This window comes from Thalassolituus pacificus (genome assembly GCF_025318105.1).
GTDB classification, from domain to species: Bacteria; Pseudomonadota; Gammaproteobacteria; order Pseudomonadales; family Oceanobacteraceae; genus Venatoribacter; species Venatoribacter pacificus.
The window spans coordinates 13,904-34,595 of sequence record NZ_JAOANI010000022.1; the positions used below are offsets into that span (position 1 = coordinate 13,904).

21 protein-coding genes are annotated in these 20,692 nt (G+C 52.9%); 5 read left to right on the top strand and 16 right to left on the bottom strand.

Going from position 1 to position 20,692, the window contains the following annotated elements:
- Positions 1 to 2 precede the first annotated feature (2 nt).
- The 3 genes from NYR02_RS13690 to NYR02_RS13700 form a co-directional block, all read right to left on the bottom strand.
- On the bottom strand, positions 3 to 1,043 hold the full coding sequence (locus tag NYR02_RS13690) for a FecR family protein (protein ID WP_260976914.1): 1,041 nt from the start codon (positions 1,041 to 1,043) through the stop codon (positions 3 to 5).
- Between the two features lie 53 nt (positions 1,044 to 1,096).
- The gene (locus NYR02_RS13695) at positions 1,097 to 1,627 is read right to left on the bottom strand and encodes an RNA polymerase sigma factor (protein WP_186436034.1); all 531 of its coding nucleotides are present in this window, start codon (positions 1,625 to 1,627) and stop codon (positions 1,097 to 1,099) included.
- Between the two features lie 186 nt (positions 1,628 to 1,813).
- Complete coding sequence (locus tag NYR02_RS13700; RefSeq protein WP_225692462.1) at positions 1,814 to 2,314, bottom strand: FecR family protein; 501 nt, start codon at positions 2,312 to 2,314, stop codon at positions 1,814 to 1,816.
- 238 nt (positions 2,315 to 2,552) lie between these two features.
- Here NYR02_RS13700 and NYR02_RS13705 point away from each other — a divergent pair, with 238 nt between their 5' ends.
- A complete protein-coding gene (locus tag NYR02_RS13705; RefSeq protein ID WP_260976915.1) occupies positions 2,553 to 4,589 on the top strand; it encodes a TonB-dependent copper receptor in 2,037 nt (678 codons plus the stop codon).
- A gap of 190 nt (positions 4,590 to 4,779) precedes the next feature.
- Positions 4,780 to 5,967 (top strand): ABC transporter substrate-binding protein, encoded by a 1,188-nt coding sequence (locus tag NYR02_RS13710; protein ID WP_260976916.1) that lies wholly within the window; start codon positions 4,780 to 4,782, stop codon positions 5,965 to 5,967.
- A gap of 39 nt (positions 5,968 to 6,006) precedes the next feature.
- Here the strand turns inward: NYR02_RS13710 and NYR02_RS13715 are convergent, their stop codons facing one another.
- On the bottom strand, positions 6,007 to 6,639 hold the full coding sequence (locus NYR02_RS13715; protein WP_260976917.1) for a glycoside hydrolase family 25 protein: 633 nt from the start codon (positions 6,637 to 6,639) through the stop codon (positions 6,007 to 6,009).
- 197 nt (positions 6,640 to 6,836) lie between these two features.
- On the opposite strand from NYR02_RS13715, the gene NYR02_RS13720 reads away from it, so the two are divergent.
- A complete protein-coding gene (locus NYR02_RS13720) occupies positions 6,837 to 7,553 on the top strand; it encodes a hypothetical protein (RefSeq protein ID WP_260976918.1) in 717 nt (238 codons plus the stop codon).
- A gap of 709 nt (positions 7,554 to 8,262) precedes the next feature.
- Here NYR02_RS13720 and NYR02_RS13725 read toward each other — a convergent pair.
- The 7 genes from NYR02_RS13725 to rpsF all read right to left on the bottom strand — a co-directional run bounded on the left by NYR02_RS13725 (position 8,263) and on the right by rpsF (position 13,254).
- Positions 8,263 to 8,799, bottom strand: a complete 537-nt coding sequence (locus tag NYR02_RS13725; protein ID WP_260976919.1) for a GNAT family N-acetyltransferase — start codon at positions 8,797 to 8,799, stop codon at positions 8,263 to 8,265.
- On the bottom strand, positions 8,796 to 9,413 hold the full coding sequence (locus NYR02_RS13730) for a GNAT family N-acetyltransferase (protein WP_260976920.1): 618 nt from the start codon (positions 9,411 to 9,413) through the stop codon (positions 8,796 to 8,798). Before NYR02_RS13730 ends, NYR02_RS13725 begins: the two co-directional genes overlap by 4 nt.
- 51 nt (positions 9,414 to 9,464) lie before the next feature.
- Positions 9,465 to 10,865, bottom strand: coding sequence for a replicative DNA helicase (gene dnaB, locus NYR02_RS13735; RefSeq protein ID WP_260976921.1), 1,401 nt, complete (start codon positions 10,863 to 10,865; stop codon positions 9,465 to 9,467).
- Positions 10,866 to 11,033: 168 nt separating this feature from the next.
- Complete coding sequence (rplI, locus tag NYR02_RS13740) at positions 11,034 to 11,480, bottom strand: 50S ribosomal protein L9 (protein ID WP_260976922.1); 447 nt, start codon at positions 11,478 to 11,480, stop codon at positions 11,034 to 11,036.
- A gap of 24 nt (positions 11,481 to 11,504) precedes the next feature.
- Positions 11,505 to 12,365 carry a hypothetical protein gene (locus tag NYR02_RS13745; protein WP_260976923.1) on the bottom strand — a complete coding sequence of 287 codons (861 nt, stop codon included), beginning with the start codon at positions 12,363 to 12,365 and terminating at the stop codon, positions 11,505 to 11,507.
- Positions 12,366 to 12,582: 217 nt separating this feature from the next.
- A complete protein-coding gene (rpsR, locus tag NYR02_RS13750) occupies positions 12,583 to 12,813 on the bottom strand; it encodes a 30S ribosomal protein S18 (protein ID WP_145470898.1) in 231 nt (76 codons plus the stop codon).
- A 15-nt stretch (positions 12,814 to 12,828) separates the two neighbouring features.
- Positions 12,829 to 13,254: a 30S ribosomal protein S6 gene (rpsF, locus tag NYR02_RS13755; protein WP_260976924.1), complete on the bottom strand. Its 426-nt coding sequence runs from the start codon at positions 13,252 to 13,254 to the stop codon at positions 12,829 to 12,831.
- Between the two features lie 255 nt (positions 13,255 to 13,509).
- Between rpsF and NYR02_RS13760 the strand changes: the two genes are divergently transcribed.
- Positions 13,510 to 16,482: a BamA/TamA family outer membrane protein gene (locus NYR02_RS13760; protein ID WP_260976925.1), complete on the top strand. Its 2,973-nt coding sequence runs from the start codon at positions 13,510 to 13,512 to the stop codon at positions 16,480 to 16,482.
- Between the two features lie 459 nt (positions 16,483 to 16,941).
- Here the strand turns inward: NYR02_RS13760 and NYR02_RS13765 are convergent, their stop codons facing one another.
- Genes NYR02_RS13765 through NYR02_RS13785 form a run of 5 tightly spaced genes read right to left on the bottom strand, consistent with a single transcriptional unit; the run spans position 16,942 to position 20,247 of the window.
- On the bottom strand, positions 16,942 to 17,286 hold the full coding sequence (locus tag NYR02_RS13765) for a hypothetical protein (protein ID WP_260976926.1): 345 nt from the start codon (positions 17,284 to 17,286) through the stop codon (positions 16,942 to 16,944).
- Complete coding sequence (locus tag NYR02_RS13770; RefSeq protein WP_260976927.1) at positions 17,279 to 17,638, bottom strand: Bor family protein; 360 nt, start codon at positions 17,636 to 17,638, stop codon at positions 17,279 to 17,281. Before NYR02_RS13770 ends, NYR02_RS13765 begins: the two co-directional genes overlap by 8 nt.
- Before the next feature lie 7 nt (positions 17,639 to 17,645).
- Positions 17,646 to 18,995 (bottom strand): ATP-binding protein, encoded by a 1,350-nt coding sequence (locus NYR02_RS13775; RefSeq protein WP_260976928.1) that lies wholly within the window; start codon positions 18,993 to 18,995, stop codon positions 17,646 to 17,648.
- On the bottom strand, positions 18,989 to 19,669 hold the full coding sequence (locus NYR02_RS13780) for a response regulator transcription factor (protein ID WP_260976929.1): 681 nt from the start codon (positions 19,667 to 19,669) through the stop codon (positions 18,989 to 18,991). The genes NYR02_RS13775 and NYR02_RS13780 overlap by 7 nt, the downstream gene beginning before the upstream one ends.
- Positions 19,666 to 20,247, bottom strand: a complete 582-nt coding sequence (locus NYR02_RS13785) for a hypothetical protein (protein WP_260976930.1) — start codon at positions 20,245 to 20,247, stop codon at positions 19,666 to 19,668. Before NYR02_RS13785 ends, NYR02_RS13780 begins: the two co-directional genes overlap by 4 nt.
- A 120-nt stretch (positions 20,248 to 20,367) precedes the next feature.
- Here NYR02_RS13785 and NYR02_RS13790 point away from each other — a divergent pair, with 120 nt between their 5' ends.
- Positions 20,368 to 20,685: a hypothetical protein gene (locus tag NYR02_RS13790; protein WP_260976931.1), complete on the top strand. Its 318-nt coding sequence runs from the start codon at positions 20,368 to 20,370 to the stop codon at positions 20,683 to 20,685.
- Positions 20,686 to 20,692 lie beyond the last annotated feature (7 nt).

Sequence of the window (20,692 nt, forward strand, 5' to 3'; positions counted from 1 at the left end):
CTTCAGCGTGTTTCCGGATCATCGCCCGACAGCAATATCAGATCGTCACTGACCTGCAGTGACAGATCAAACAAACTGGCAATCAGGCTGAGGGTTCCTTCCACATCGCTCTGGTTATAACGGCCGGAAAACGGCAACGTCTGCTCAATGCCCTGCAAACGGATGGGCCGCGCCGAATAGCGCTGTAAATGCGCGACCACATCGGCCAGCGGTTCCGCCTCTGCGCGGCGCCAGTCCTGACGCCAGTCGGATACCACCGCACGCTGAAAACGTTCGCCACGGTCAGCACTGATGCGCACACCGTCACCGGCATGCAGCGTCCATTCCTGTCCGGCGAGCGTTACCCTTACTTCGCCATGCTCAACCACAACGCTGACCGCTCCGGCGGTGTTATCCACATTAAAGGCGGTACCGACAACCCGGATCTGCACCTTGCCGGTATCAACATAAAACGGTCGCTGCTTATCGACTGCGACCGAAAAATAAGCTTCGCCCTGGGTCAGGCTGACCAGCCGCTGCTTTTCTTCCAGTACCACCGATACCGCAGAACCGGCATTCAGGTGTATTTCTGAACCGTCCGCCAGACGCTCACGCCGCTGCTCGCCCACGGCGGTATTAAAACTGAGCGGCTGAACAACCGGTACAGACGGCTGCATTAGCAGCGGATAAGCCAGCACCAGTGCCAGCATCATGACCAGTGCCGCCGGTGCCGGCCACCAGCGCGGGCCGGATATTGGCCGCAGCTTTTGCCACAGCGTTTGCAGCAAGGTTGGTCTCCAGACTGGCACAACCACTTCCCCCTCTTCTGCCGCAACGGGCGGGGACTTGTGGTTTGCTGTGGCTACACGTTCCAGCGCGATTAATAACGCCTCGTCGTGTTCACCCAGCTGTTGCTGCAGCCAGCTCATGGCAGCCGCATGCTGCGGGCTTTGCATCAGCCAGTGTTGATATTGTTGCTGTTCTGCCGCGTTCAGCTCATGCAGCCGGTCGTACCAGTCGGCGGCCTGTTCACGAATGTCATTGTCTGTTGTTTGTATGGTCATATACCGCGTGTTCCGCACTAACTTTTCATTTCCGGCGGTCGGCCGGTGCCGGATTAACAGCCACTTTTTTCCATGGCTTCCGCAATACTCAGCGTGGCTCTGGTGATGTGTTTTTTAACGGCTTCGATGTTCATATTTAATTCCTGCGCAATCGCTTCACGCGATTTGCCCTGTAAGCGGCGCATGATAAAAACCTGCCGTCTTAATGGCGGCAGCTGTTGCAGGATTTTTTCTAGTTGTTCCAGCTTCTGCGCCTGAATATGCACATCGTCCAAGGGGATGGATGCCATTTCCGGTACGCTGTCACTGCCGGATGGCTGCTGGCGGTTACGGTTCCAGTAATCAAAAACCACACTGCGGGCCACGGTCAGGCTATACGCCAGCAGGTTATCCACCGGTTTTTTCGCCACCGCCGTTAATGCGCGCACCAGGGTGTCGTGCAGCAGGTCGTCCACGTCCTGATGGTTGTACACCCGGCTGGCAATATAGTTGCGGATATTCGGCAAATGCCCGGTCAGCTGCTGAGCATAAGCCTGAGGCTGATTACACTTAACCCCGGCAGAATATGACTTGCCTGCTGACATGGAGCCCCCGATATCGCATACAGAAGGGCGCAATCTGCCAGCGGCGGATGACAACATTATGAATAAACCCCCGAATTATGCCGGAACGGCTGAGCAGCCATGCGCTGCTCCAGGGCCTGTTCACACTAATTAAAGGGAAGAAGACGCCGCAAGGCGCCAAAGGGGGACATTACGACGGAAAATAATTCAGCGGCTGAGTGCCAGTTCTACCCGCTCGCCGGCATTCAGTGTCTGCACACCACCGCCAGACTGTGCACGCACACTGCCTTCCAGTACCTCAAGTGCCACAACCCCCTCGCCCATCTGCAGTGCAAAAGCACTGGCATCGGCGCGCAGTCTCAGAGTTCCGGCCTGCGCCCAGAAAGGCCGGGCATTGTCAGGAGCAATAATAAACAGCACTTCACCACGCAACAGCTGCACGCGGCGCTGCTCTGCGCTGTAACGCACGGCCACGCTGCTGTTTTCCTGCAGGCGTAATTCTGAACCGTCATCCAGCCGCAGCGCACGCTGTTCGGCGCTCACCGTGCTGTAGGTTTCCACATCCGCCGCCTGTTCATTCTGTGCGGGGGCCAGAAACAGATACACCAGCAATGGCACACCCACCAGCAGCAGTAACGCGGCCAGCAGCATACGCGGGTTGCCCGGTGTTGTCTGATGCTCTGCGGAAGAGTCGTATCGTCCTGCCATAAAAGGCCTCATATCATTCCGGATCGGGTGATTTTGTTGTTATGGGCTGCCACTGTGACAGAACAATTACCCTAACACCGCAATCCATTCTCAGGCATGAGACTTTTCGCTAACGCCGGCCAGACAGGTAATAACTGACGCATATCAGCCCTGCGACACCCTGTCGCATCCCGCACAGGCGCCCCAGCAGTTACCCTGCGCGCCATTGATGTATTTATCTTTTTATTGCGGAGTATTTATGCCGGCCTTCCGACCATCGTTATTAGCGTTTCTGATTACTTCCCTGAGCGTGCAGAATGCCCTGGCGGCAGAAGCTGATACTGCTTTTGATACTGCAACCCAACTGGAGCCGATGGTGGTTACCGCTCCGCCAATGAGCGATGTACTGACAGTTACCACCGACCCGAAAGCGCCGCGCCAGCCCATTCCTGCCCATGATGGTGCCGATTTATTAAAGAATATTCCTGGCTTTTCAGTGATCCGCAAAGGCGGTACCGACGGTGATCCGGTATTCCGTGGTATGGCAGCATCACGCCTGGGCATTTTACTGGATGGTGAAATGATTCTCGGCGGCTGCGGTATGCGTATGGACCCGCCCACCGCTTATGTTTTCCCCGAAGCCTATGACGAAGTGACCGTATTAAAAGGCCCGCAAACGGTTAAATACGGCCCCGGCAACAGTGCCGGTGTGGTGATGTTTGAACGTGCTGCGCCGGATTTTTCCACTACGCCGGTACAGGGCGAAGTCAGCCTGCTGGCAGGCAGCGCCGACCGTAACGATCAGGTTGCCCACCTGCTGGCCGGTGGCCAGAAAGGCTATATCGATTTAAGCGGTACCCGCTCCGACGCCAATAACTATGAAGACGGTGACGGCAACGAAGTACACTCGGCCTATACCCGCTGGAGTACCAATGCAGCGCTGGGCTGGACGCCGGATAACGATACCCGCATCGAACTGAGCGGCGCCAGAAGCGATGGCGAAGCACGCTACGGCGACCGCAGTATGGACGGCGCAGAATTCGATCGTTCCAATCTGGGACTGAGCTACGAACAGGAAAATATCTCGCCGCTGTTTAATAACGTAAAAGCCCGTATTTACCGCAATTACGTTGACCACGTGATGGATAATTATTCATTACGCGCTAACAGCGGTATGAAAATGGTTTCCAACCCGGATCGTTTAACCAAAGGTGCCAGCCTCAGCAGCACGCTGGCATTAAGTAATACGACTGAACTGGAAATCGGCGTTGATACCCAGCGCAATGAACACTCGCTGCGTAAAGCCAGCAGCATGAGTGGCACACCGGATTACGAAAGCCTGAGCCGTGTGGATGATATGCGCTTCGCCAGCAACGGTATTTATGCCGAACTGGATCATCGCTATAACGCTGGCCACAGTGTGCATGCCGGTGTACGCATCAATAAAGATAAAGCCGAAGATTTACGCAGCAATAAAACCACCAGTGACACAGATGACAACAACACGCTGCGTAATGGTTTTATCCGCTACGAACACCAGCTGAACAGCACCAATCGTTTATACGCCGGCCTGGGACACAGCGAACGTGCTGCCGATTACTGGGAGCGCAGTAAAAATCCGGCAGCCACCAGCACTATGATGACAGGCATGGCATCAACCTTTGATATTGATCCGGAAAAAACCACTCAGCTGGATATCGGCGCGCTGCACAACAGCAAGGATGTGCAGGCATCGGTATCGGCATTTTATACCAAACACAAAGATTACATCCTGATTGAAACCCTGCCGGAGGTGAGTGCCTTTGCCAGTAATGCACGTAATATCGACGCCACCAGCTACGGTGCAGAAGCCGACAGCCGCTGGGAATTTACCCCCGGCTGGAACAGCACCGCCACCCTCGCCTGGGTGCATGGCGAAAACGACAGCGACCACCGCGCACTGGGCCAGATGCCTCCTCTCGAAGCCCGCTTCGGTCTGAATTACGACAACGGTTTATGGTCAGCCGGTGCGTTATGGCGCTTAGTCGCAGAGCAGAACCGCGTTGCTGAAGGCAGCGGTAATATTGTCGGTCAGGATATTGGTAAAAGCGGTGGCTTTAATGTGTTCTCGCTGAATGCCGGTTATCGCCCGCTGGACGATATGCTGCTGACCGCCGGTATCGATAATCTGTTTGACGTTACCTACGCCGAACATATCTCCCGCAGCGGTGCGGCTATTCCGGGTTACGAAAGCACCACCCGGGTAAATGAACCCGGACGCACACTATGGTTAAAAATGCAGTGGGCGTTTAAATAATACAACCGCCCCTGAAACGTCGGCCAATATCGTGGTTATCCGGCCCAACATCAGTATCTGCTGAATTGGGGCCGGAGCCATATCGGGCAAAGAATTATCCAGAGGTGCCTTAAACACACTGTTACATTAATACCGCGATAAGCACTGCTATACTGCCCCGTTGCAACAGTAATAATGGATTATTCGGGTTATGACCGCTCACACCGGAACCTTACGCAGTGCCCTGTTGGCAGGAATCATGATTGTTCTGCTGCTGGCTAATCAGAGTCAGGCAACGCCAGATAATATTCGCGTTACCATGCTGAATCCAAGCACTCCGGCCAATCTCTTCTGGAATATGCAAACACAGTTTATGCAGGCGGCAGCTGCAGATCTGGGGATTGATCTTGAAATTGTGTATGGCGCAGATAATCGCTTTCACACAACGCAACAAGCCTACGACATTCTTAACCGTGAAAACCCTCCTGATTATCTGATATGTAATTACTTTTTCTCTCAGGGCTGGCAGATTCTTCAGGCTGCAGAAAAAGCTGGCGTTTATACGCTGCTCATCAGTACCGATATTCCGCAACAGGATCAGAAAGACGCGGGTACACCGCAGGATAAATTTCCGCATTTTCTTGCGCGCATCATGCCGGATGACCGCCAGGCCAGTTATGAATTAAGCCGACAACTGATCGCCGAAGGCAGGCATTTATCATTGCAGGGCGCCAGCGGCAAATTAGAGCTGATTGGTATCTCCGGCATGCGTGATACATCAGCCACCGTCTTGCGCAATGAAGGACTGCTGCAGGCAATCAATGAGCAGGACAATACGCTGTTGATGCAATTGGTACACGCTAACTGGTCAGCCAGCACCGCTCAGCGACAAAGCTGGGCGTTGCTGCAACGTTATCCGTCTGCCAGTCTGATCTGGACGGCCAGCGATGTAATGGCCATGGCTGTCATACAACAAGCTCAGGCGCTCGGACGGCATGCGGGTAAAGACATTCTGATTGTCGGTACCGACTGGACAGCAGAAGCCCTCAACGCCATTGACGATGGTTCATTATTCGCCTCCGCCGGAGGACAGTTTATGGATGGTACGCTGGCACTGGCCATAATTTACGACCACGCCAATGGCAAAGGGCCGGATGCACAGGAAGCAAATATTCTGCGGCGCATGGATATTATTACGCACAGTAATCTTGCCCGTTACCGACAACTGTTGGACCCGCAGCGCTGGCAGAGTATGAATTTCCGCAGCCTGACCCGCAGCCACGGAACATCAGCACAGAAATATGCCTTTGATACCCGTGATGTGATGCAACGTTTATTACTGCCAGCGAACGATACTGTCAGCAACCGTCCTCACCAGCAGCGCCGTACTACCCACTGACGTACATCACTTCAGAACCGTATTATCGGCGGCCTTCTCTCAACCGCATTGCGCCGCCCAGAATGTCGCCAGCTCCCCGGCAGTACCATTAAACTGTTCACGGTCACAGGGGCCGACACCATCGACGGTATGCGGCTCATCACCGACATTACCATCGGTGTATTGCCACAGGGTCCACTGCGACCATGGTGACGGTACAACCGGTGCTGCACCGTAGCGCGCCAGCCACAACCAGCAATTTGACAGCACCGTTTGCTCCGGGCGGGTAATACCAGCTGCGGCCAGAGCTTCACGCAGCGTATTACCGGAATACAATCCGGGATAGCGTCCGGTTACTGAATAAATATGGCTGACAAAGGCTTCCGCTTCCGCCAGCGTCATGCTCTGACCCTGAGTATTATCTTCAAAATCGAGCACCAGCAGGCCATCGTTGCCGGCTACGCTGAGAAAATGCTCAGCCTGTCCGACAGCATCACCACCGGTACCAAAATGATACGCACCGAATTTCAGCCCTACGCCATGTGCAGCATCGCGATGGCTGCTGAACGTCGGATCGGTGTAACTCTGCCCCTGGGTGGCCTTATGAATAACCGCAAGAATACCGGCGTCTTTTATCTGTTGAAAACTGCTGATCTGATTATGGTGGGAAAGATCAATGACGGCGTTAAGCATCGCAGACTCCTTGTCGGCAGATCGTTTTTAGGTTAGCGGCGAAGATCTCTCCGCCAGATAGGTTCAGCACTACAAGTACTGATTACCCGTGTGCTGACCAGCCTATATTATCCGGGAATGCAGAACAAATACCGTATACACTGCAATACTTGTCATCCAAACCTGTAACAACTGAAGCGTACTTTTTCAGGAAATTTATGCCTTTTTTTACCTCTGTTCTGAATCAGTTTCCTCAGCACAGCCTGCAAGTTAAAACGATCAATGCAGGCCAACAGCGCCAATGTTTTATTATCCACAGAAAACCGCAGGCGCCGCACTGGCAGGAAGAAAACGTCCGCGAAATTAAAGACGATGAAATTTCCCGCGTAATTGAAACGTCCGCAGGCTACATCGTTAAGTACATTAAGCAGCGCACCTGGCACGATAATCTGCGTATTTTTTGGGGTGCCAGTAAAATTTCCACAGAATTGAGAAGCTGTATTTTCCTGCAGAATCTGGGCCTGCGCGTACCCAGGGTTCTGGAATACGGCATGGCGTTTATTCCGGGGCATTTATGGGGAGTAACCGGTTATTACCTGATGGAAAAGCACCTGGCGGCGGACATCGTCAAACACCATTTCCGCCATTGTGACCAGCCTGCCCGGCAAAAAATACTGACGCAGCTGGTGCATGATCTGCAACGTATGCGCGATGCCTGCTGTGTATACCGGGATTTATCATTCCGTAATATGATGACGGACGACAACGGTGAACTGTTCTGGATTGACACCAATATCAGGCGTTATAGCAAAGCTGGCGATAAATTTATCGCCGATTGGAACAAAACGCTGAAGGTATTGCTGCAGGAACTCAGCATGATGTCGGAGCCCGCCGAACACGACGGGCAACGGGCGATTCAGGCTCTGATGCTGTAACACTTATTCTGCTATCAGCTGTCGCGGAATTAACTGGAGCACCGCATGCATTGATGAACCAGGCCGCACCCTGTGGCTAAAAATGTAGTAGGGGTTTACATAAAAACCGGTCGGATCAATCCGTTCGTACTGAGCGCGCCCTTCGACAAGCTCAGGTCCAACGGATCCAGTCGAAGCATGAACGCGCCCTTCGACTGGTTCGTACCTCACCGCTCTGGACGAACGGAATATAGTCTAAGAGTCGACAATCTCAGGAGAATCGGGGGGATGTGTATGAATATTAATACCGTTCACACTGAGCGCGCCCTTCGACAAGCTCAGGACCAACGGAATATTGACGAAGGGTCGACAAGCTAAGGAGAATCGGGGGGATGTGTATGAATATTAATACCATTCACACTGAGCGCGCCCTTCGACAAGCTCAGGACCAACGGATCCAGTCGAAGTGTGAGCGTTCCCTTCGACAGGCTCGTGCCTCGCCGCTCAGGACGAACGGAATATAGACAAAGGGTCGAGAAGCTCAGGAGAATCGGGGGATGTGTATGAATATTAATACCGTTCACACTGAGCGCGAAGCAGTCGAAGTGTGAGCGTGTCCTTCGACAGGCTCGTGCCTCGCCGCTCAGGACGAACGGTATAAATATTCGAAAGACAAGATCGGGAAAACCAGTGGTTTTAATTCAGGGCAAACGATATTTACAGAGTCCGATCAGTCGCGATCACTGGCCAGGAAAGAATACAACGCCATATCCACGCTACTGTCGTTGTATTCAACCTGTGCCGGCAGGCAGCCTTCGTAGTGAAAGCCCAGTTGCTGCAACAGCGCTTCGTGCTGTTCTGAACCGGCGCGCAGGCGCATTTCAATGCGGTGCAGCCCGAGTTCGCTAAAGCAGAAATTCAACAATGGTGGCATGACTTCCTGTAACACCGCTAAATCGGCGGCATCACTTAATTCCCACTGTAATTGCGCACTGCTCAGCATCCAGTTAATTTTCTGGATGCCAATGCGTGCCAGCAGTTGCTGATCATACGCACCTTCGACCAGCCAGAAAGCCGCTTCACGGGTTTCGAAACGCATGGCCATACGGCGCAGTTCATCCAGCGCCTGTGCTTCAACACTCATGGCCAAACGCGGAATATGATCAACGCGCGTCTGTTCTTTTAATAAGTCGTACAGTGCTGCACCATCCTGATCCACGAGCGGCAGGCGCAGAGTGAAATTACCGGCCGGAAAATTCCAGTTCATACATCACCTCCGTTACTGTGGTCTGCGGCATTCAGGTTTTGTCCGGGGTTGATATCACTGTTTTCACCCAGGCGTCCGGCAACCGGCTTTTTCTTATCCAGCACATAATTAAACTGCACCACATTGGCAAAGGATTGTTCGCCGCTGCGCCAGGCATCGCGCATCAGTGCGCTTTGTTGAAAACCCAGATCGGTGAGCATGGTTTTAATGGCGTCGTTCTGGCCTTCAATCCACTGGTAACCAAAATTACGCAGGTGATATTTATCGGCCATAAAATCCATACAGGTTTTTAAGGCAGCACTGCGTTGCGCCAGCGTTAATTGCGGCAAACCATCAACGCGCAACATGGTACGTAGTAACGATGGCTGCCAGTCAAAAGCGCTGACCATGCCAATAATGTGATCATCCACTTCCAGCGCCCACATCATGCCGCGCTGCGTCGCCGCCATCTGCACACTCAGATCCACCATGCGCACCAGGTTGTCTTTATTCTCCAGCACGCGCTGACCGGGTAATTCCGGCTGCTGATACAGTTCGAATAAGGCATCCACGTCATCGTAAGTCAGTGGCCGTACCCGGCCGCCGGAGAAGGATAATTCGGGGGTAAATTTCATGCTGATATCCAGGAGATACAATCCGCCACCATGGGGATGGCGGATGTTTAATTAATACTCGTCATCGCCGCCTTCATAAGCGCGGGCCAGATTTTCAAAGCGGGTGTATTTGCCGATAAAGGCCAGACGGTCGATACCAATCGGGCCGTTACGGTGTTTACCGGTAATAATTTCAGCCACGCCTTTGTCCGGCGTGTCTTCGTTATACACTTCGTCACGGTAAATAAACTGAATGATATCGGCGTCCTGCTCGATTGCGCCTGATTCCCGCAGGTCGGAACTGACCGGGCGTTTATTCGGCCGTTGCTCTAACGAGCGGTTAAGCTGCGACAGAGCAATCATCGGACAATTAAATTCTTTGGCGATCACTTTCAGGGTGCGCGAAATTTCGGAAATTTCCTGGGTACGGCCTTCCGACGGCCCGGACACCCGCATCAGCTGCAGGTAGTCGACCATAATCAGCGCCAGGTCGTTGTTGTTTTCGCGGTAGACCTTACGCGCACGCGCACGCATTTCCTGCGGCGTCAGTGCCGGTGTGTCGTCGATATACAGCGGCAGATCTTTTAACAGATTCACGGCGGCGGATAGTTTCGGCCAGTCTTCGTCGATTAACTTACCGGAACGGATGCGGGTCTGGTCGATTTTGCCGATAGACGACAGCATACGCATCACGATGGATTCTGACGGCATCTCCAGACTGAACACCAGACAGGGCCGCTTGGTCGCCAGCAGCGCATTTTCCACCAGATTCATGGCGTAGGTGGTTTTACCCATCGACGGACGCGCCGCGACAATCACCAGATCGGCTTTCTGCCAGCCGGAGGTGCGGTTGTCGATCTCGTTAAAGCCAGTGGTGATACCGGTCAGACCATCCGGCTGGTTGAACATCTGATCAAGCTGTTCAAGGGTGTTCTTCAGAATCGGTGCCACCAGCTGCGGGCCGCCATCTTTACGGCTGCCCTCGGCAATCTGGGCGATGGCTTTTTCGGCATCCGATACCAGTGTCAGCGAGGTTTCGCCTTCCGGCTCGTAGGCTTTGGCCATGATGTCGGACGCGGCTTCAATCAGGCGGCGCTGCTGTGCGCGCTCACGCACGATTTCGCCGTAGGCGGAGCAGTTGTCGATAGAAGGCGTCATATCCACCAGACGGCTCAGGTAGGCGGCACCACCGACACTTTCCAGCTTGCTGCGTTCTTCCAGCTCTTCGGCAACCGTCACCACATCGATCGGCTGTTCCTGACTGACCAAATGCTGGATGGCACGGAAAATCAGGCGATGATCATGGCGGTAAAAATCGGTGTCCTGCAGGGTTTCGGCCACACTTTCCCAGGCACGTTCATCCAGCATCAGCGAGCCCAGTACCGACTGTTCGGCTTCTACCGAATGCGGCGGCGTGCGCTGACTGCTTTCCTGTCTATGCTCATGTGGCTGCGCAGAATACTCTTCACTCATGCAGACGATTCCCGGAGATGATCAGACAATAATAATGGGCGATAGCGACTCGCCTCCACCCGGAAGACGGGCATAAAAAAGGCACTATCAGCTGGTCGCTAATAGTGCCTGATTCTGCTCATCGCTGCCACACGGCATCAGCCGGGGCGGCAGCCATAAGCCTCTGAATTATTCTGCGACTACGTGCAGTTTCAGAGTGGCGTTCACTTCTGCGTGCAGGTGGATGGCGATGTCAAATTCGCCAACATTGCGCAGAGGACCGTTTGGCAGGCGAACTTCAGCCTTGCTCACTTCAACACCAGCCTGAGAGATCAGGTCAGCGATGTCGCGGTTACCCAGAGAACCGAACAGTTTGCCTTCGTCGCCCGCTTTAACAGCAACAGACAGTTCGATTTCTTCGATTTTCTCTTTACGGTTCTGAGCATCAGCCAGTTTGGCCGCTGCCTGAGCTTCCAGATCAGCACGACGAGCTTCGAAATGCTCAACGTTTGCTTTGGTTGCAGGAACCGCTTTGCCCTGTGGGAACAGGAAGTTACGGGCGTAACCTGGCTTAACATTAACCTGATCACCCAGTGAACCCAGGTTTGCTACTTTTTCTAACAGAATAATTTGCATCTTAAAATCCTCATTACAGGGCGGCTATTCATTACCCGCCGTGTCTTTTAGTCGCGTGCGGATGTTCAACAGACTATCCAGCAACGCTACGAAAATTAGTAATGTGTACATGTAAGGCCCGAACAGCATCAGTGCCAGATACACCAGCAACATCCAGTTCGGACTGGCCTGTGATATTTTCACAACACCATGGAACAAAGCCAGACCCGCAATCATTAACGGCACCGTCAATACGGGCGTTAATCCTGCCAGATCGGGCTGCAACTGACCGGCTGTCAGACAAACCAACGTCGCCGGTAAGCTGAAAGCCAAAGGAAGGCGCAGCTGTTTAAACTCGGTGCCGAAGCCGCCGGGGTTATACAGTTCGCTTTGCCAGTAGCGTCCCAGTAACAGACACAAAATAAATACCAGCACATGCAGAGCGGCAAGCACTCCATTGATCATCGGGGCTATCAGGGGTTGCAGATGGGCCAGCAATTCCGGCTGATCTTTTAACGCCCCGCTGACGGCGGTTTCACTGCTGGCCACAACCTGAGGCAGAACCTCAGACAACAACAACGGCAACAACAGATACACCAGCACACCCAGACCACAGGCCAGCAGCATCGACCAATCAAGGCGGATACTGTAGCGCAGCAACGCTGCCATGGCGCTGGTGCCAATGGCAACGATTAAAGGGGTTGGATCGCCAATGGCGCTCCAGGCGATGGCCGGTAAAACCGCCCATAAAACCACCTGTCCCCCTTCACGAACACCCTGACGCAGGACAACCAACGCCAGAATTGCTGCTCCGATCCAGAACAACAACGGCACAGCCAGACAACCACCAGCAGCAACAATTGCTTGCCAGCGACCGCTCATAGCCCATTTAGCCAGTGCTTTCATATTACAGTCCTAAGTTATTACGCTGCCTTTTGCTCTGACTTCCTGGCGTAGCCGAGGAAGTCAGAACAAGGAAGAAATGGTCGAGAAGGCGGAGTTTACGTGTTGTAAAGATTCGCTTCGCTCCCCTGCGGGCCGCCTTTTCAGGCGTTCTGGTAAACCAGTGAGCACTTCGAGACCATTTCTGACGCCGTTATGACGACGCAGGCAGGCAGAAAACTTAGTTGTCGTGCTGATCAGTGTACGGCAGCAGAGCGATGTAGCGCGCGCGCTTGATCGCAGTAGACAGCTGACGCTGATACTTTGCACGGGTACCAGTGATACGGCTTGGTACGATTTTGCCAGTTTCAGTGATGTAGCCTTTCAGAGTATCCAGATCTTTGTAATCGATCTGGCTTACGCCTTCAGCAGTGAAACGGCAGAACTTACGACGACGGAAAAAACGTGCCATGACTCAAATCCTCTCTTATTCAGCGTTATCGTCAGAATCATTCTCGTCAGCGTCATCCGCTTCTTCAGCAGCGCTTTCAGATTCTTCAGCGCGTGGCTCGGAACGACGACGATCTTCGCGGCTTTCAGCTGCTTTGATCGGAGAGATTTCGGTGATGGCTTCATCACAACGGATCACCATGTTACGCAGAACAGCGTCGTTGTAACGGAAGTTGGTGGTCAGTTCGTCCAGAACTTCCTGAGTACATTCAACGTTCATCAGGATGTAGTGGGCTTTATGCACGTCGTTGATCGGGTAAGCCAGGTGACGACGGCCCCAATCTTCGAAACGGTGAATTTTGCCGTTAGCGGCTTCGATTGAGTTAGTGTAACGCTCAACCATCGCAGGTACCTGCTCGCTTTGATCTGGGTGAACCAGAAAAACGATTTCGTAGTGACGCATTGTCAACTCCTTATGGGTTGCCAGCCTTCCGGCCCATCCGGTAAGGCAAGGAGTCCGTTGTTCGCCCGAGGGCCAATATACGGATAAAAAGGAGCGCGGAGTCTATCAGAGGTCTGATGGCGGATCAATCTTTGCACAACCCCCTGTGCCCACCGTTATAGCTGAACCGCGACTGAATCATTCACCGTCTTATGGTTCACCACGGGTTCAGTGGCTGCTTTCTATACTGCCGCGGTTTTTAACGGAGACTGTTGCATGACCACCCTGCCCCTGACTTTATTACCTGCTGACAATCAAAACCCACTCGCATCACAGCCATTCATGTGCCGCAAACACTTGCTGGCCAGCGTGATCAGCCTGCTGCTGGCTGGTCCGGCCATGATTCTGCCTACAGCAGTGCATGCCGAAAATCCGATGGCTGTCAGCCCGGACCTGCCCGGTATGGAATGGCAGACATTCAGCAGCGAGCACTTTTACTTTCATTTTATCCCGGCCCATAAAGTACATGCTGAACGGGCAGCGGTGATTGCCGAACGGGCCTGGAGCGAACTGACGCAGGATTTTAACTGGACTCCCAAAGACCGCGTTCATGTAGTGCTGACCGACGATTTTGACTACTCCAACGGCTGGGCACATCCGGAGCCGTTTAATCAGATCCGGCTTTTTTTAAGCCCACCGGATGGCAACAGTACCCTGGAAGCCTATGACGACTGGCTGAATCTGCTTATTACCCACGAGCTGACGCATATCATTCATGTTGATATGGCTCGCGGCATTCCGGCGCTAGTGCGGAAGGTACTGGGACGCAATCCACTGACCTTTCCCAATGCCTATACTCCGGGCTTTATGATCGAGGGGCTGGCGGTTTATAAAGAAACAAGCGCAGCTCAGGGTTATGGCCGCGGCCAAAGCACCACCTACGGCATGATGATGCGTATGGAGGTGATTAACGGTATCGACGATTTATCTCAGGCAGTGGTTACCCTGCGTGACTGGCCTTTAGGTAAGCATTACCTGTACGGCTACTACTACTGGCAGTTTATCGCCGACACTTATGGCGATGACAAAATCCGCGATTACCTGAATGAATACTCGCACAATATTATTCCGTTCTTTTTCCAGAACTATGAAGCGCGCAAAGTCTTCGGCAAAAGCCATGAAGTTTTATGGCAGGAGTTTAAAGTCTGGCTGCAGCAGCGCTTTGCTCCACAAATTGCGGAACTGCAGAAAACCGCTGACACCCATGTACAGGCTATCAGCAACGAAGGTTTATCCATCGATGCGGCCGCCAGCGATGGTAAAAATTACTATTACCTGCGCGAGAACGGTAAAGACCGCAACAGCCTGGTTAAAGTCCGCGCCACCAGCAACACAAGCGAAAATCCGGTCAGCGAAGTATTACTGCAAACCACCGGCATGCTCAGTCTGGATGTCAGTACCCAGGGCGATATTGCCTATACCCGTATTACCGACCGTGCCGACCTGCGCGGCTGGAGTGATATTTTTATTATGCGCAACGGTGGCGAACAGCGCCTGACCAGCAATCAGCGTTATCGTGCCGTACGCTGGATGCCAAACGCAGCCGACCCGCAACAACCCTATTTAATAGCCAAACGTATTCAGGCCGGTATCAGCCAGCTGGATATGCTGGATAAAAACGGACAATTTATCCGCACCCTGTGGCAGGGAACGCTGGATGATGTGCTCAGCGATTACGCCATATCCCATGACGGTAAAAAAATCGTTGCCAGCATAAAAAGAGCACAGCAAGGATGGAATCTTGAATTACTGAAAACTGATGATGAACAACCGCGCTGGCAGCCGCTGACCAACACCCGTGCCAACGAAGGCAGTCCGAACTTCAGCCACGATGATCAGCATATTATTTTCAGCGCCGATTACAGCAGCATTAAAGGTGTCGACTTAACCAGCGCAGATGCCACCTATAATATCTTCAGTCTGAATATGACCAGCGGAGAGGTCACTCAGCTGACCCATGTATTAGGCGGCGCAGTACAACCGGTTCTGGTCGGCGAAGATATTTATTTTCAGAGCTATCAGGCCCGTGGTTTCAGCCACGTACGCCTGCCGGCTGCCGAGCGTAAACCGCTGGCGGTATTGCTGCTGTCCGAGCTGCAGAGCCAGTACGATTATGCCCCGCTGTATAATCAGCCACAGACTCATAGCGAAGCCGAAGAATACAGCCCCTGGTCGAGCCTGATGCCGCAACAGTGGTTGCCTGTGTACTCAGGCAACGAAGAACATAATGCCATCGGACTGAGCACTTCTGGCCAGGATGCTCTCGGACGGCATGATTACAGCAGCACGCTGTTTGTTGATACAGAAAACGATATAGCCAGCGGTAATCTGATGTATTCCTACAATAATCAGTGGCAACTGTTGGCGCAGCGTAAGCACAGTTATTACCTCGATGATAATGACAGATTGCAGCGCATCCGCCGCGATGACACGGTAGAACTGGCCCGTACTAACATCGTCGATTTTCTGGAAAATAAACTGCAGTTAAGCGCCGGTATTAACCGCAGCCACGAATACGATATTCCTGCCGATGATTTACTGCGGCTGGAAAACAGCCGCCATAATTCGCTTGTCGGTGCCCGTCTGGATTTTGATAACCGTGAGATGTACAGCCAGTCAATTTCTGTCAGCTGGGGAACCCAGGCGACTCTGCTGTGGGAATCGAATGACTATCTCGACAGCGATTACAATGGCGACATCATCAACGCCAGTATCAGCCACTTTATTGATTTGCCCGGCAATCAGGTACTGGCTCTGCACAGCAGCGGCGCTTATGGCTTTGAGCAACCGGAACCCTTTGAACTGGGTGGTGAAGAAGGTGTTCTGGAGCAGTCATTATTTGGCCGTGATCAGTGGGCACTGCGGGGCTATCAGGAGAACGTACAGCAGGGTAACCGCATACAGACCAACAGCCTTGAATACCGCTTTCCATTGGCCAACATTGAGCGTGGCTGGAATTTATTACCCATTGGTCTTGGCAGTATTAACGCCAATATCTTTGCCGATCATGGTGCCGCCTGGCAGAAAGGTGAGCGCTCACATTATCTCACCAGCGCCGGTGTGGAACTGATGACAGAGGTTGTTTTGCTGTACGGTTTTGCTCTGCCGGTACGCCTTGGATACGCCCATGGTTTTGATAAATATGAAGGTGGTGACCGTACTTACCTGCAGGTGAATTACCAGTTCTGATACGGTTTAAAGTATCTGAACCATAAAACCGCTCGTGCCGAAAGGCTCGCTGCTTCCTTCGACACGATCGTCCCTCGCTGCTCAGGACGAACGGAATAAAGTCGAAATACGCACGATATTCAAATAAAACCCGATCACCCTGAGCGCGAAGCAGTCGAAGGGTCGGCAAGCTCAAGAGAACAGGCACTTCGACAAGCTCAGTGCGAACGGTATTTATATAATCCGCTCATCTAGTCGGTCTCGTCGGCCCTGAACTTGTAGAAGGGAGCTCGTCGAAGGAAGCGCGAAGCAGTCGAAGGGCAGCATTTAAACCCGTTCATCCTGAGCGCGAAGCAGTCGAAGGATAGGCTTCCTTCGACACGCTCGTCCCTCGCTGCTCAGGACGAACGAGTTTTAAATTCTCCGCTCAGGACGAACGGAATAAAGTCGCTGTACGCACGATAAATAAAACCCGATCACTTACTCCGCCGGTTGCGAACAGCGGGTTTCCACCGACCAGGGCGAGTACAGCGTGACCCAATTAAAAACCGGTGCAACACTGGCTAATGCGCCGCTGATTAAACCCGTGGTAACGCCGTTAGAAAAGCTGAACTCCACCGTGACCTTACTCCAGGGTTTACCCTGGCATTCACGATATAAATTCACTGGCGGGCTGATTTCGATCATGCCGTCGATGGTGGTGTCATGCCATTGAGTGCGCAGCGGCTCGGCGGGTTGGCGGTTGCTGCTCAGGTCGTGGGTAAAATGAATCGTGCTGCAGGCCGACAATACACAACAGGCCAGTATGAGAAATAACTTAGCCACCGCGATTCTCCTCTGCCGGATGCTCGCACCACACTTTGGCGGTGCGCGGCGTATAAATCAGCAGCGTCAGCATGCTCTGCAACCAGTCAGACAAACTGGTGATCGCCTGCATTTGCATCACCCGCCGCTCACCACAAACCACACTGGTGTTCACCTCGTGCTCACCAATAATACCAGCCAGATAAAATGTTTTGCTCGACTGATAATCCGGTGGTGAAGTGTCTTTTTCGCCGCCATAAGGACGAATGGTGACACTGGAGCAGGCTGTCAGAAACAGCAACCCCACCAGCACAGACAAGCGCATAACGCTGATATTGCGCCATGCCCTGTATCGGATTAATCCCTTGTTCATCGACACCTCAGAGAGCTCCCTGATTTTCAAACTCCAAAATAAAACAGGCTCCACCCAACAACGACTCGCGAATGCCGAGGCGGGCGTCATACAATGCCAGAATACCACTGACCAGCGCCAGCCCGAGTCCCTGCCCAGCGGTCATGGTATCCAGGCGCACACCACGCTGCAGAATATGCTCATGCTGTTCGTCAGCAACTCCGGGGCCATCGTCCTCGACGCAGAGCTGCCAACCGGATGATGTATTATGCGCACTGATCAGCACCTGCCGGTGACCATATTTACAGGCATTATCCAGCAGATTACCGATAATCTCGGTCAGATCGTTATCATCACCCAGAAAAAAGACGTCATCATCAACAACCAGCTCTAACGTCAGCTGTTTATCGGCGTACACCTTTTTCATAACCCCCAGCAACGATTCTGCTATCGGTTTTACCGCCACTTTCTGCAGGCTGAAACTTTGCGCCTGACTGACCGCACGCTGCAGCTGAAAACGAATACGCTCACTCATCGTATTAATCTGCCGCTCCAGCTCCTGCCGGTCGTCATCGCTGAGCTGCGGCTGATGCACCATGCCACTCATGACCGCCAGCGGGGTTTTCAGGCTGTGCGATAAATCGGCCAGCATATTACGGTAGCGTTCACGCTGTGCCCGTTCGCTCTGCAGCAGCTGATTCAGGTTAGTGGTCAACGGCTGTAACTCGCGCGGATACTCACCGGTTAAGTCGGCCTGCTCACCACGCTGTAATTTCTCCAGGTCATGGCTCACCCGCCTTAGCGGCGCCAGACCCCAGCGTAAAATCAGTAACTGCATAATAATCAACAGTACTGCAAAGGTAACCAGCGCATAGTCCATGCTGTTGCGATAGTTCACCAATTGCTGATTAAAATCCGTCAGATTTTCTATCATCAACAGATTAAATTGGGGATTGTCGTTACCAGCAGCTCCCCAGTTAACCCCCAAACGGGCAATCATATATTCTTCGTTCTGCATATGCGCAAAACTGTAACGCCATTCTCCGGGCGCTGCGGCAAGACCACTGACTGGCGGTAAATTCCTGGCCGATAACGAGCGCCAGACAACCGTGTCATTGGCGTCCAGAATCTTGGCATACAAACCAGAGCCTGCCGTATTAAAACGCTCTTCCGGTAAATAATCCGGCACCCAGAGCTTACCCGAACGATAATCCGCCAGCGCCAATAACGAATAACCGTGCAACCGCAACCGCTCCTGCAAGCCGTTTACCTGCGCATAATAAAACGACTGATACAGCCATACGCCAATACCCAGCATCAGTAATGCCAGCAGCAGCGTGGTAAACAGCATCAGCCGCGCGCGCAGCGAATTCAGCATCCGCTGTTTTCCGCAATAAACTGATAACCCCGGCCACGCAGAGTAACAATCGGACTAAAGCCATCCGCCTGAGCCAGTTTTTTTCGCAACCGGCCAATCAGCACTTCAATCACATTGCTGTCACGGTCAAAATCCTGGGCATACAGATAATCGGTCAGGGTGTTTTTGGAAATTACCTCACTGCTGTGGCGCAGCATATATTCCAGAATTTTGTATTCAAAGGCCGTTAATTCCAGACGATTTCCCGCCAGCAGCACCTGCTGACTCTGCACATCCAGCTCCAGCGGACCAGCCCTGAGTACGGCACTGTGGCCGGTAATACGGCGTAATAATGCCCGGCTGCGCGCAATGAGCTCTTCGATATGAAACGGCTTTTCCAGATAATCATCCGCCCCGGCTTCCAGCCCTTCTACTTTTGCTTTCCAACCGCCTCTGGCCGTCAGAATCAGCAGCGGAAAAGCACAGCCATCTTTACGCAGACGACGTATCAGCTCGATGCCATCAATTTTGGGCAGGCCCAGATCAATAATGGCCATATCGTAGGGATATTCACTGGCCTGAAAATAACCTTCCAAGCCATCGGCGGCCAGCTGACACTGAAAGCCGGCTTTATCCAGACCTTCAGCCAGCTGGCTGCGCAGATTCGCGTCGTCTTCCACAATCAGGATTTTCATCGCTGTTCTCCTTGTGCTTTGTTCTGCCGTGCCGGAGCGGTATCAGTTACAGGGGGAGTGCTATCCAGCAACGTGCCGTCAATCGCATGCATGTAATAACTGGCGATGTTGCCTTTACTGCCAAGCAGCTTAATCAGATAAAACGGTGGCGGGCCGGGCTCAAAATGAATGCGCAGAATTTCACCCGGATACAACAAGCGCAGTAAGCGCCCGGCTTCCTGCGGAGAAATAGCATTAGCCGGAGGATTAACCTGATGAGAAAACACATCCTGTGGCGGTAACGCAGGCGGTTCGGCCGTGGTCGGCTTGCCCTGAATTTTACGTTCAACCCAACGGTTAAACGGAGTGAACACCTCTTCAACCCATTCGGTTTTTGGATTGATGGTTTCTTCAACCCAATCGGATTCTTGTGCCGCAGGCTCTGCTGTCTGCTCATTCTGTCCGTCCTGCCCGGCAGCCACCGGCAATGCCAGACCCGACAACAGTACAACGGCCGACAGAACAGCCCGTGCTTTTACCGCTGACGGAGACATCCGGACACTGAACAAACGCTGCAGCGACAAGAAAGAGATGATCAAGAATGTGTTACCTGTAATCAGTATTCGGGCAATTTAAACAGGATAGCCACCGCAGGTGAACCGAAGCTGAATAAATCTCCTCCGCAACCTGAACTGCAATTCAGCTCGGGTTCAGATTGCGTGCGTATCATTCAGCCTACAATCACCAACGGCTCACGGCCGGGAAGGTACCTGATGACATTACAGACAGACAACACCCACAATCACAGGATAACAGCTTACTTCGATCTTCTGGCTGGCATTAATCAGCAGTTTGGTGCTGCCATGGCGCTTAACCGCAGTATAAAAAAGGTTATGTCTATGCCTTTAAATACCGTAGTTTCAGAGACGGCTGTTTCAGAGAGCGTACTGGCAGAGAAAGTGGCTTCAGAGACCGTTGTCAGAGAAACAAGTGCCGTCAGTCTGCAGCCTGGCAGCTATAAACAAAAAGCGGCCTGAAGATGGC